The organism is Rhizobium sp. YS-1r, assembly GCF_000757525.1.
GTDB lineage: Bacteria > Pseudomonadota > Alphaproteobacteria > Rhizobiales > Rhizobiaceae > Neorhizobium > Neorhizobium petrolearium.
The window spans coordinates 528985-541574 of sequence record NZ_JPYQ01000024.1 but is presented as its reverse complement, the minus strand read 5'-3'; the positions used below and the strand labels follow the sequence as shown (position 1 = coordinate 541574).

Annotated in this window: 11 protein-coding genes; 4 read left to right on the top strand and 7 right to left on the bottom strand. The window is 60.6% G+C overall.

The window, feature by feature from the left end; all coding sequences use genetic code 11:
- Nucleotides 1-220: 220 nt before the first annotated feature.
- The 5 genes from JL39_RS18435 to JL39_RS18415 form a co-directional block, all read right to left on the bottom strand.
- On the bottom strand, nucleotides 221-550 hold the full coding sequence (locus tag JL39_RS18435) for a hypothetical protein (protein ID WP_152601167.1): 330 nt from the start codon (nucleotides 548-550) through the stop codon (nucleotides 221-223).
- Between the two features lies 1 nt (nucleotide 551).
- Complete coding sequence (locus JL39_RS31965; RefSeq protein WP_037153594.1) at nucleotides 552-1307, bottom strand: RHS repeat-associated core domain-containing protein; 756 nt, start codon at nucleotides 1305-1307, stop codon at nucleotides 552-554.
- 27 nt (nucleotides 1308-1334) lie between these two features.
- Complete coding sequence (locus JL39_RS18425) at nucleotides 1335-2279, bottom strand: transglutaminase family protein (RefSeq protein ID WP_037153592.1); 945 nt, start codon at nucleotides 2277-2279, stop codon at nucleotides 1335-1337.
- Between the two features lie 97 nt (nucleotides 2280-2376).
- The gene (locus tag JL39_RS18420) at nucleotides 2377-2643 is read right to left on the bottom strand and encodes a conjugal transfer protein TraD (RefSeq protein WP_037153589.1); all 267 of its coding nucleotides are present in this window, start codon (nucleotides 2641-2643) and stop codon (nucleotides 2377-2379) included.
- Between the two features lies 1 nt (nucleotide 2644).
- Nucleotides 2645-2971, bottom strand: coding sequence for a conjugal transfer protein TraD (locus JL39_RS18415; protein ID WP_037153878.1), 327 nt, complete (start codon nucleotides 2969-2971; stop codon nucleotides 2645-2647).
- Nucleotides 2972-3153: 182 nt separating this feature from the next.
- Here JL39_RS18415 and traA point away from each other — a divergent pair, with 182 nt between their 5' ends.
- The gene (gene traA, locus JL39_RS18410) at nucleotides 3154-6192 is read left to right on the top strand and encodes a Ti-type conjugative transfer relaxase TraA (protein WP_037153586.1); all 3039 of its coding nucleotides are present in this window, start codon (nucleotides 3154-3156) and stop codon (nucleotides 6190-6192) included.
- 502 nt (nucleotides 6193-6694) lie between these two features.
- Here the strand turns inward: traA and JL39_RS18405 are convergent.
- Both JL39_RS18405 and JL39_RS18400 read right to left on the bottom strand, forming a co-directional pair.
- A complete protein-coding gene (locus tag JL39_RS18405; protein WP_280114090.1) occupies nucleotides 6695-7180 on the bottom strand; it encodes an alpha/beta hydrolase in 486 nt (161 codons plus the stop codon).
- A 46-nt stretch (nucleotides 7181-7226) separates the two neighbouring features.
- Complete coding sequence (locus JL39_RS18400) at nucleotides 7227-9002, bottom strand: cytochrome c biogenesis protein DipZ (protein ID WP_037153584.1); 1776 nt, start codon at nucleotides 9000-9002, stop codon at nucleotides 7227-7229.
- A gap of 336 nt (nucleotides 9003-9338) precedes the next feature.
- On the opposite strand from JL39_RS18400, the gene JL39_RS18395 reads away from it, so the two are divergent.
- The 3 genes from JL39_RS18395 (at nucleotide 9339) to JL39_RS18385 (ending at nucleotide 12559) form a co-directional block, all read left to right on the top strand.
- Nucleotides 9339-10391, top strand: coding sequence for an alpha/beta hydrolase (locus JL39_RS18395; protein WP_037153581.1), 1053 nt, complete (start codon nucleotides 9339-9341; stop codon nucleotides 10389-10391).
- A gap of 111 nt (nucleotides 10392-10502) precedes the next feature.
- A complete protein-coding gene (locus JL39_RS18390) occupies nucleotides 10503-11243 on the top strand; it encodes a response regulator (RefSeq protein WP_037153578.1) in 741 nt (246 codons plus the stop codon).
- Nucleotides 11240-12559 (top strand): ATP-binding protein, encoded by a 1320-nt coding sequence (locus tag JL39_RS18385; RefSeq protein ID WP_037153567.1) that lies wholly within the window; start codon nucleotides 11240-11242, stop codon nucleotides 12557-12559. The genes JL39_RS18390 and JL39_RS18385 overlap by 4 nt, the downstream gene beginning before the upstream one ends.
- Nucleotides 12560-12590 lie beyond the last annotated feature (31 nt).

Sequence of the window (12590 nt, the reverse complement as noted above, 5' to 3'; positions counted from 1 at the left end):
TCAGGCTCATAACCTGAAGGCCGCAGGTTCAAATCCTGCCCCCGCAACCAGTTCATACATAAGTCGCTGATCGTCGCGATTTGACAGACGAGTAGCGAAAACCTTCAAAGCCCTGCTGACGAAAGTCGCGGGGCTATCGCCGTTCAGGGACAGGGCAGGCCAAAAAGCCGCCCCGCCGCCCCTTCAACCGCGTCGAGCGGCTGCTGGACTCCTCGAATTGCTAAACGGAAAATGACGCTCGTGCTTTCTCGAAGTCAGCTACCGTCTCCGGGTCGAAATCCATTAATTTGCTGAGATGATTTAGGTCATCAAAATAGTCCCATAAAAATATCAGTCCATCCATATTGGCGAAGAAATGAATTTTAAAATTTACGGATAAGCTTCCATCCAGTATTTTTGCTCCACCCAATTCTTCTACGCAGAGTCCGCGAGCGCCCTTATCCTCAACATAGAACACTACTCTTTTTTCCGTTGGCCAAGAATCGCTGAAGGAAACAGCCACACCGAAAACTTCACATTCTTCCCGCAGCGATGAACTGTATATTTTCATGTTAGTATGCATCTCTCGCGTCAAATGGATTCAGTGACCCTTCGGTCAACAACGTATCAACTACGCCTAACGCGACCCCCAAGTGAACTCCGACATTGGCCCAGAATCCAGAGGACGGATCGCTATTCCTATTTATAGCCTTCATGTCGGCAACTTCACCCGTTTTCGTATTGTATTGGTAGTGGACTGTAGAGCGTAGACCATTCTGGGTCTTTTCGGTCATCTCCATTTTTTGCCATCCGTCCTTTGCGGCAAATCTTGGATCGTTGTTCAAGCCCAGCAAAGCTTTCCCGTTTTGGGGGTTTTGTTTGGCTTCGTTCATCAACATGCTGTCCACAAGATTTCCGGGCTCTTTAAATGAACCTTTCTTAGGATTGGCCGTGGATATAGGTTCTTTCGACGTTGCTGTTGGGGCTACCGATATGCCGCTCTCCGCTATATCTTTGCCAACATCATCGGAATGCTTCGCCAATCCCTTTTCAGCGTTACCGAATAACGCCTTCCCGAGAGCTTCTAGGCCCTCTGCAATCGCCTTGCCAACGCTTGCCCATGAGTGTCCGTTCGGATCACTTTTATTAATCGGATCGTTCTCTGCGTAAGCATATCGATTGGTGCCTACACCCGGCATCGTTGGGTCCATGGGATCGGGCGAGATGAACCGCGCGTTGGCGGCCGATCCGAACGACACGGACACCATGCTGCAGATGAGCAGCAGACTTAAAAAACGAGCCCATAGGCCCCGAACAAACGATTTCATAAACAAGCCCCCGCCTGAACTCTTCCGTTATTGAATCTGACCGTCCTGCGGTCGCCACCCCAAGGCTTCCGCTTTCGCAAATGCTTCCATGTTCCGCCCATACCACTGATCGGCCTTAACCTTCAGCTCGGGTGGAATGTCTTCCAACCTTGTGTACTTCCCGGCTAACTCCCGGCGCAAAAGGCCGCTATAGACGCTGCCCTTCTTGACCAGCCCATAGGCGAAGTTCGGGTAATGCCGCAGCAGCACGTCCGAGACGGCCAGCGCGTTTTCGAACTGGCCCTTGCCGATATCGCGTTCGACCAGAAAGGAGGCGATCACTGCGACGGCCTCCTGATGCGACAGCGCGCGCAGATAGATCCCGTTGGCGACGGCCTGGTCGGACATCGGCAGTTTCTGCCGATACCAGTCATCGCGTACAGCGCCCCCGCCGCTGGTCGGTTCCAGATTCCAGACCTTGCCGGCGTCGTCGGTGTATTTGATGAAGACGTGCAGCGGTGCTTCGGCCAGCGTCATGGTCAATCCGACACGCTGGCCGAGGGCGAGGAACAGTATGGGCATGGTGATGCAGTTGCCGCGCCGGATGGTCAGGTAGCGCTGCAGCAGTCGGTTCGCCGGCTTCATGCCGAGCGGGTCGTCGAGGTCGTACTGGAACGGCTTGTTGTTGTTCCACGCGCCGCTTTCGTAAAGGTATCGTTTCAGGGCCGCGAGCTTTGTGGTGCTGTCGCCATCCTTGCCCGCCATGGCGGCGATCTCGGCCGCCATGCGGTCGATCATGGATTTGACGGCCACCGTGTTCATGGACGGGTCCACCATGGCATCGACGGCCAGCTTGACGTCCAGGAGGTCGCGGGAGGGCTCAAATAGGGCTTCCGCCTGCTGTGCAGCGGTGGCGCCTGTTTCGGGCGATTGCGCGAAAGCTGTCGCGAGGGGCATGCATATCACCAGAATGGCAATGCAGAAGGCTTTCATGATTCGTCCCGCCGATTTCAACCATGGGTATGTTTGCGACTGAATACAGTCAAGATGGCAATCGCATCAGGTTCACCCTTGCACAGCCCGCCATCGGTCATGCCCGGTCGTACTGTCCCTGCGCGACGGTGGGAGGCGCTTCTTTCTGTTCCACTTCGAGCGCTATCTTCCCGAGTTTCGTCCAGACGCCGCGCGCATGTTCGCCTTGCTCGCTTTTGAGCTTCTCGGCCATCCAGAGCATCGCGCCGTAGATGACAGCGCGATCATCGCCGGTGAGTTCCACGATGCCAGCCTTGACGACGAGACCGCCGAGTTCGATGAGGTGCCTTGTGCGCTTGCGCCGCTCGACCTGCCATGTGCGCATGTCATGCCGCGCCCGTTGTGCCTGATGGCGATTGCGCGCCGCTCGGTTGCGCTTGAGCGCTGCCAGCGTTGTCGTCATTTGCCGGAGCAGATCGCCGCGACTTGCTCCGAAACCACGCCGCCCCACGTTTGGCCCACGCCTCCCGCTTTCCAGCATCCTTCGTCTCGGCCAACACGATCAATGCGCCGGCGAGTTCGTCGGGGTTGAGACTGTCGGCCCCGGTTGCAATGACCAGTTCGCCAAGCTGCTGCATCTTGCGGAATTTCAGTTCCTTTGCCTTGTCCTCCAGCGCCTTCAGTTCCGCGTCGAAGTCTCTCGGTTTGCGCATGCGCCGTCTCCATCGTCGTTGTTCGTTGTCGATGGAAGGATCATAGTTGAGCCCCTTGCGGAAGGCTTTTATGTTGCCGGGACGGTCTGGCACGGGTTGGTCCATCCCGAGATTTTTTCGAGGGAGGGCGCGCTTATACGTCGTTCCGACGTGCGCTTTTCCGTGCTGATGTTCGGATCGCGATGGCGATCTATCATCTTCACGTCAAGGTCATTGGCCGCAAGGCCGGCTCCAGCGCGGTGGCGTCCGCCGCCTACCGTTCGGCCTCGCGGTTGCGCGACGAGCGCATTGACAGTGTCCACGATTTCTCCGCCAAGCGCGGCGGCGTCCATTCCGAGGTCATGCTGCCGGAACACGCGCCCGAACAATGGAGCGACCGCGAACGGCTCTGGAACGATGTCGAAGCGTTTGAGGTCCGCAAGGACGCGCAGCTTGCCCGCGAGGTGGAATTCGCCATTCCGCGTGAACTATCGCAGGCGCAGGGTATCGAACTGGCCCGTGACTTCGTGCAGGCCGAATTCGTCGATCAGGGCATGATCGCCGATCTCAATGTGCATTGGGATATCGGCGAGGACGGAAACCCAAAACCCCACGCCCATGTCATGCTGACCATGCGCTCGGTGGACGAGAACGGTTTCGGCCAAAAGGTGCGCGACTGGAACCGGACGGAAATGATGGAACGCTGGCGGGAACGCTGGGCCGGACATGTCAATGAGCGGCTGGCGGAACTCGACATTGACGCCCGCATCGACCATCGCAGTTTTGAGGCGCAGGGCATCGGTTTGGAACCGCAAAGCCAGATTGGCGCACCGGCGCAGCGCATCGAGACACGTAGTGTCGGCGAAGAGATCGAAGCCGCCGCCAGTGTCGATGACACCATTGCAGATCGGGCCGAACTGCACCGCGAGATCGCCCGCAACAACGGCGAGCGGATCATAGCCGATCCTTCCATCGCAGTGGATGCCATCACCCATCAGCAATCGACTTTCACGCGCCGCGACATGGCGAAGTTTGCGCACCGGCACAGCGACGGGATTGACCAGTTCAACCGGGTGATGGGCGCGATGCGCAACGCGCCCGATCTGGTCGAACTGGGCAAGGACGGACGTGGCGAGGATCGCTTCACCACCCGCGACATGATCGAGACCGAACAGCGCCTGCACCATGTGGCGGAGATGATGGCGGAGCGGGAACGCCATGAAGTCAACGACAGAGACAGGATCGCCGCTCTTGCGCGCGCCGAGCAGCGCGGGCTTGTCCTGTCCGGCGAGCAGGCCGACGCGCTGGCGCATGTCACGGACGGGCGCGATCTTGGTATTGTCGTCGGTTATGCCGGAACGGGAAAGAGCGCCATGCTCGGCGTTGCGCGCGAAGCATGGGAGGCGGCAGGCTACGAGGTTCGCGGCGTTGCCCTGTCCGGCATCGCGGCGGAAAATCTCGAAAGCGGATCGGGCATTGCATCCCGCACCATCGCCAGCATGGAACACGGCTGGGGACAAGGACGCGACATGCTGACCAGCCGCGATGTGCTTGTCCTCGACGAGGCGGGCATGGTCGGCACGCGGCAGTTGGAGCGGGTTCTGTCGCATGCGGCGGAAGCCGGGGCCAAGGTGGTGCTGGTCGGCGATCCGCAGCAGTTGCAGGCGATCGAGGCGGGCGCGGCCTTCCGGTCGATCCACGAACGCCACCGCGGCGCGGAGATCAGCGAGGTTCGCCGTCAGCGCGAGGACTGGCAGCGGGACGCCACGCGCGATCTGGCGACCGGCAAGACCGGCGAGGCGATCCATGCCTATGACAATCACGGTATGGTCCAAGCAGCCGAAACACGCGACGAGGCGCGGAACAACCTGATCGACCGCTGGGACCGTCAACGGCAGGAAGCTCCGGACCAGAGCCGCATCATCCTCACCCATACCAATGCCGAGGTGCGCGAACTCAACGAAGCGGCGCGGGAGAAAATGCGGGAGGCAGGCGATCTGGGTGAGGACATGCACGTTACCGTCGAGCGGGGAGAGCGGAACTTCGCCGCCGGGGATCGCGTCATGTTCTTGGCTAACGAACGTAGCCTTGGCGTCAAGAACGGCACGCTTGGCATCATCGAACAGGTTAGCGCCAGGAGCATGACCGTCCGCACCGATGACGGGCGCAATGTCGCGTTCGACCTCAAGGATTACGACCGGATCGATCACGGCTATGCGGCGACCATCCACAAGGCGCAAGGCATGACGGTGGATCGCACCCATGTGCTGGCGACGCCGGGCCTGGATGCCCACGGCAGCTATGTCGCCCTGTCGCGCCACCGTGACGGCATGGACCTGCATTGTGGCCGCGACGACTTCCCCAGCAGGGACAAGCTCATCAACACCCTGTCACGCGACCGGTCCAAGGATATGGCGTCGGACTACGAAAAACGCGATCCGGTGCAGGACTATGCTGAACGTCGTGGGATCGCTCCGCGTGAACACGAACACATTGCCGAAATCGCGTTGAAATCGGAACCGGACAAGTGGCGCATCCTGTTCGATAATCGGAACCTGCCCGGACATGGACATGCACATGGGCATGGCGCACGCGACCGGGGCAATGCCGGAATGGGGGCCGGAATGGAGGCACGGCAGGAAACCGCAGCGTCAGACCATACCCGCGATATTGCCGAAGACCCGGAAGCGGCCTTGCGCAAGGCCCGCACCGAAGCGCTCAGGCGTCATGCGCGTGCCGTCGATGTCATCTTCAGCGCCGATGCTGCAGGCCGCAAGGCAAGCCCGGAACAGTGGAAGGAACTGGCGGAGGCCCGCAAGGCGTTCGATACGGTGCGTCCCCATGGCTGGCAGGATGCAGAGGCCGCCTACGGCAAGGATGCGAGCCTTGCCCATGAGGCCGGAACAGGCAAGGTCAACCGCGCCATCCGCGCGCTCCAGCTCGAAACCGAAATCCGCACCGATCCCGAGCGCCGCGCCGACCGTTTCGTCGAGCGATGGCAGAGACTCGACCACACCAGCCAGCGCCAATACCAGGCCGGCGATATGTCCGGCTACAAGGTCACGCGGTCGACGATGGGTGATATGGTGAGCAGCCTTGAGCGCGATCCGCAGCTGGAATCCGTCCTCGCTAACCGCAAACATGATCTTGGCATCGGCGGCGATTTCGGTTCAGCCCGCAGCCTTGGTCGGGAGCTCGCCTTGCATCATGGGCTCGGCAGGGGGCGGGGGCTCGGGCTTTGATCCATGACAGCGATTGACGCTCAGGTAGTAGCACCCGCACTCCATCTCAGGCGGCGGGATCGGCCGTCCCTGCCGCCACCCGCGGCTGCGTGATCACCTCAACGACCAGCTTCACTCTGACACAGGGTTTGCACGAGCTGCCATTCGATGTGAGTTGATACAATGACCGGAATGGGCCGAGGACCGGACCTTCCGCTATTAGGACACCCAAAGCGAAAAGCAAACTCTGAGTGAGTGTAGCTGACAGCAGCTTCGTAGCAATGAAGCGTTCGATATGCGCCGAAACTACGCTGGGCAAATCGGGAGCGAATGAAAAAATCCTTTTTAATAGCAGCGGACTGAGCATCTACTGATTGCGGATCAGTGGAACTGAGGATTGACAGTTGATTTTAGTTTCTGCTGAATTCGCTATGAAGAAAGATTCCTGGTGGAATCGTATCGGCTCAATCGCCAAATTTGTATGTCGGATTTCATGTCGCAATTCTCAGCCGCTGAACAAGGACTAGGATATATATTCCAGCCTCGGCTGGCGTTGCTTCAGGCTCTCGATTAGATATTTTCCGTCCTTCGTCTCGCGGATGTTCATGCTCCCGGCCGGCCGGGAACTTGCGAGGCCGATCAGGCTCTCGCCTTTTTCCGGCTGGAAGGCCGCGACGTAGACGAGGCCGGCGACAGTGGGATTGTGGCCCGCTTCGCTGATCACCATGCCACCATAGCTGTGACCGACAAGCAGTGTCGGACCGTCCTGCAGCTCCAGTATCCGGTTGGTCATGGCGATATCGTCGGCGAGCGAGGTGATCGGTTCCTGCACGATCGTAACGTTGAAGCCCCGCTTTTCGAGGATTTCAGTCGTCTTACGCCAGCCGGAGCCGTCGGCCAGCGCCCCATGCACGATGACGATGTTCTTCACGCCGGCGGCCTGGGCGGCGAAAGCGATCATGCTGGTGGCGAATGCAAGTGCGAGGGTTGCGATATAACGGCGGTTCATGGGTTCAACTCCTGTGGTTTGAGGTTGCTGTGAAGGGAGGAGACGTTCAGCCGAAGGTGAAGGCGTAGGCTTCGACGCCGGGATCGAGGAAACGGATCTGGAAGTTCCGTGCCTCCACGTCGCCGGACTGGCGGACGAGCTGGTAGAGCCTGGTCGATGTCACCACGCCATTGCCGTTGGCATCGGTATCGGCACCGTGGTCGGCTCCGGGGGCCTTGCCGTCGATCTTCACCTGGAAGCGAACGGGCTTGCCGGAGAGCCCCGGCCCGAGAACCAGATGCAGGTCGCGGGCGCTGAAGCGGTAGGCTATGCTGCCGTCTGGCTGGCTAAGGGTCGCCTGCTCGGCGCCGACGATCCAGGTTCCGGAAAGGCCCCATTGGTTGAGGCCCGGTTCGACAATCGAATAGCTGGCTGCGGCATCGGCATGCAGGCTTTCCGGCGAAGCGAAGCTGGTGGCGCGCTTGTAGCCGAGATAGGTTTCGGCCGAGCGGATGTTCTTCAGGTCCGGGCTTGCCTCGGCGCCCTTCGCATCTGGCGTCACCGGTGCGCTCGCCGCCATATCGCTGCCGGCCTCGCGCAGCAGGTCCTGGATTGCCTGCTCGGTCTGGCGATAATTGCCTTCGCCGAAGTGGTGGTAGCGGATCTGCCCTTTGGCGTCGATCAGGTAATGGGCCGGCCAGTAACTGTTCTCGAAAGCGCGCCAGATCTTGTAGTCGTTGTCGATCGCCACCGGATAGCTGATCTTGAAGTCGCCGACCGCCTTTGTGACGTTGTCGATCTTTTTCTCGAAAGCGAATTCCGGGGCATGCACGCCGATCACGACAAGGCCCTGATCCTTGTACTTTTCAGCCCAGGCGCTGACGTAAGGCACGGTGCGGATGCAGTTGATGCAGGAATAGGTCCAGAAATCGACGAGTACGACCTCGCCCCGAAGTTGTTCGAGGTCAAGCTGCGGCGAGTTCAGCCATTCGACCGCGCCGTCCAACGAGGGCGCGCGGCCTTCGACGGGCAAGTCGCTGCGGAAAGGTCGCGACACGTCGGCGGCTGTGATCATCGTGCCATTGCTGGCGACTTCGGACGGCGCGCCGGAAGCTTGCTTTGCATGCAGCCGGTCGAGCACGGCCTGTTCGAAGGATGCGGTGCTGGCGTAGGAAAGCCGTGCCAGAAGGCCGGTATCCAGGCCGAGTGCGATGACCGAAACGCCGGCAAGCACGGCAGCCCCCAGGACCTGACGGATCCGTTCGCTGGCGCCGAGCGAGCGCTTCATACCTGCGAAAACTTTGCCTCCGACAAGCAGTGCGACGGCAAGCGAGGTAGCGGCGCCGGCGGCATAGGCAGTAAGCAGGAGGGTGGTTTGGAGATTGGCGCCCTGGAGTGCTGCGCCCGTCAGCACGAGACCGAGGATCGGCCCTGCACAGGGCGCCCAGAGCAGGCCAGTCGCAACGCCGAGCATCAGCGAGCTTGCCGCGGTTGGTGCGGAACCGGATTTGCCGGAAGCATTCAGCAGTCGGCTGCCCAAATCGACGAGCGGCTGGGTGACAGTAGCCGCTACGCGCGCCGAAAGCAGGCTGACGCCGAAAACGGAAAGGAGCAGCAGCGCCGCGAGGCGTCCGTATTCATTGGCATGGATCGCCCAGCTTCCGCCGACCGCCGCAAGCGTCGCAACGAGTGCGAACGTGGCAGCCATGCCGGCCAGCATGGGCAAGGTGCTGCGCAGGAAGGGTTGTCCGGCGCGGGCGAACACAAAGGGAAGGATCGGGAGGATGCAAGGGCTGAGGATGGTCAGCGCCCCTCCGAGATAGGCAATGATAAGAAGCGTCATCATCGTTTCCTTTGAAACCGGGGTTCGGGCTCTGGACGGCAATGCGGCGCGACCAGCAACGGGGCCAATCTGGTCGACGTGACGTATCCCGGATGTGTCCGGGGTGAAGGCGAAGTGTATCGACGTGTAGGAATTGCCCTTGGGTGCTACAGAGTGAGACAATTTGCCCAAGGAGGTGGGCGGCGCGGCCTGCGCGATGGTGGTCGAATTGTATCAGCACGTATCCTGACGACCACGTGCTACATCCGCATGCAATAGCGGGTCGCATGGGACACACAGGGGATACATGCAGCCGGCTTTTTCTCGATCGTGTTCAACTGAGATCGGAGAGAAAACATGTCGAACGAAATCAATCATCAGCGCCGCCGCTTCTTCGGCATGGCCGCCATGACCATTGCTGCCGTTGAATTCGGCGTCACCTCTTTGGCGAAAGCGCAGTCCGCCGCGGCATCGGCATCGAAGCAATCCGCTACCAAGACCGGTGCGCAGACTTCTTTCGAAGCGCTGAAGCAGATCGAAGCCGGTGTGCTGAATGTCGGTTATGCCGAGGCCGGTCCGGCGGACGGCCCTGCCGTCCTGCTGGTGCATGGCTGGCCTTATGATATCTACAGTTTCGTCGATGTCGCACCGGTCCTCGCTTCGGCCGGTTATCGCGTCATCATCCCCTACCTTCGCGGTTACGGCACGACGCGCTTCCTGTCCAAGGATACACCGCGCAACGGTCAGCAATCGGCACTCGCCGCCGACATGATCGCGCTGATGGACGCACTCGGCATCGAGAAGGCGATCGTTGCCGGCTACGACTGGGGTGCACGCACTGTCAACATCATGGCGGCGCTCTGGCCGGAACGGTGCAAGGCCATGGTGTCGGTGAGCGGCTATCTGATTGGAAGCCAGGAAGGGAACAAGAAGCCGCTGCCGCCGGCGGCGGAGCTTTCCTGGTGGTACCAGTTCTATTTCGCAACCGAGCGAGGCCGTCTCGGTTACGGGGCGAATACGCGTGAATTTGCCAAGCTGATCTGGCGGACGGCATCGCCGACCTGGAAATTCGATGACGCGACCTTCGAGCGGTCGGCCGTCGCCTTCGACAATCCGGATCATGTCGCGATCTCCATTCATAACTATCGCTGGCGGCTGGGTCTTGCCGAGGGCGAGGGGCAATACGATGCCTACGAGGAAAAACTTGCCAAGGCTCCGGTCATCGCCATTCCCACGATCACGATGGAGGGCGATGCGAACGCCGCGCCCCATCCCGATCCGGCGGTCTATGCCAAGAAGTTTTCCGGCAAATACGAACACCGCACCATCACCGGCGGCATAGGCCACAACCTGCCGCAGGAGGCGCCGCAGGCCTTCGCCCAGGCGGTTCTCGACGTTGCGAAATTCTAGAAGACCGTTGGCTGCCGCGAGGACATTTCTCCGCTTCGCGGCGGCATTTTTCAGGGTTAGAAAAGAACAAAGCATACAGCCATAGCGGGCGAGGGATTTGAAGAGCTATCCATGGAGCATGTTGACCATATTCTGATCGTCGATGACGACCGCGAAATCCGCGAATTGTTGTCGTCCTATTTGAAGAAGAACGGCTTGCGGGCATCGATGGCCGCCGATGGCCGTCAGATGCGCAATTTTCTGGAAGCCAACGCCGTCGATCTGATCGTTCTCGATGTGATGATACCGGGTGATGACGGGCTCGTGCTCTGCCGCGAACTGCGCGCCGGCAAGCACAAGGCGATCCCGATCCTCATGCTGACGGCTCGCAGCGACGAAATGGATCGGATCATAGGCCTCGAGATGGGGGCCGACGACTATCTCGCCAAGCCCTTCGCCGCGCGCGAACTGCTGGCGCGCGTCAAGGCCGTGCTGCGGCGGACGCGCATGTTGCCGCCCAATCTCCAGATCAGCGAGGCCGGGCAGGTGCTGGCGTTCGGCGATTGGCGACTCGACACCATCGGCCGCCATCTTCTCGACCCGCAAGGCACGGAGATCGCTTTGAGTGGTGCAGAATACCGTCTGCTGCGGGTCTTTATCGACCATCCTCAGCGCGTTCTTAATCGAGACCAGCTTCTCAATCTGACTCAGGGCCGGGAAGCCGAGCTGTTCGATCGTTCCATCGATCTTCTGGTCAGCCGTTTGCGCCAGCGGCTCGGCGACGACGCGCGCGAACCGACCTACATCAAGACGGTGCGCAGCGAGGGGTATGTATTTTCGGTGCCTGTCGAGATATCGGAACCGCGGCCATGAAGGCCGGTGATCTGGTCCGCTCATTGCCATGGCCGAGCACGCTGCGCGCCCGCATCTTCGTCATCCTCTTTGTCGGGCTTGCGATTGCGTACGGTCTCTCTTTCAGCGTGCTCTATCTGGAGCGCTACATGTCGGCGAAGGCGGTGATGCTCGGCACGCTCGAGAATGACGTCGCCACGTCGATCGCTGTTCTCGACCGGCTGCCGGCGAACGAGAGAGGAAAGTTCACCAACTGGCTCAGTCGCGGCAACTACCGGTTCGTGCTGGGCGATGGGCTCAAGGGCGTCCCGGACGCATCGCCTCGGAGCGCCGAAATCGCCGCCAGGATCGAGGATGCGGTCGGTCATCGTTTTCCGCTGCGGGTTGAGGCCATTCCCGGTGATGTGATGCGGCTTCAGGCGCATCTGGCGCTCACCGACGGAAGCCCGCTGACGATCGATATCACGCCGCGCGGCGTCATGCCCGTTGCGGACTGGCTGCCTTACGTCTTCGCCCTGCAGATGGTGCTGCTCGTTCTGTGCGCCTGGTTCGCCGTCCGGCAGGCGATCCGACCGCTGGGTGCGCTTGCGGATGCCGCTGATGCACTCGATCCGAACCGGCCGGGGCCGGCTCTCGGCGAAGCGGGACCACGCGAGGTCGCGCATGCGGCGCGCGCTTTCAACTCCATGCGCGAGCGTATCGCCCACTATCTCGAAGAGCGGGTGCAGATTCTCGCGGCGATTTCCCACGATCTCCAGACGCCCATTACCCGCATGCGACTGCGTGCGGACATGGCCGAAGATTCGCCGGAGAAGGACAAGCTCATCAACGACCTACGTGAGATCGAAAGACTGGTGCAGGATGGGATAGCCTATGCCCGCAGCTCCCACGGCAATGGCGAAAAGACAGCCCGCATCGATCTTGCCTCATTCATCGACAGCATCGTCTATGACTATCAGGACACCGGAAAAGCGGTCACCGTCCTCGGCATCGTCCAAGGCACGGCCTCGACCAAGCCGCATGCGCTGCGGCGTATCCTGACGAATTTCATCGACAATGCCCTGAAGTTTGCCGGTAGCGCCGAGGTCGGAGTCGAGAAAAAAGAGGACGGCAGCACCGTCATCACGGTGCTGGATCGCGGGCCGGGTATTCCGAAGGACATGCTGGATGCTGCGATGCAACCCTTTTTTCGGTTGGAGCAATCCCGCAGCCGCGAGACTGGTGGCGCGGGGCTTGGGCTTGCCATCACCCAGCAGCTCGCCGGGACCATCGGCGGTTCGGTCAAGCTCTACAATCGCTCCGGCGGGGGACTGGCGGCGGAAGTGACACTCCGCTGACGGACATTCGGCACCTTGTATGAGAAGATGT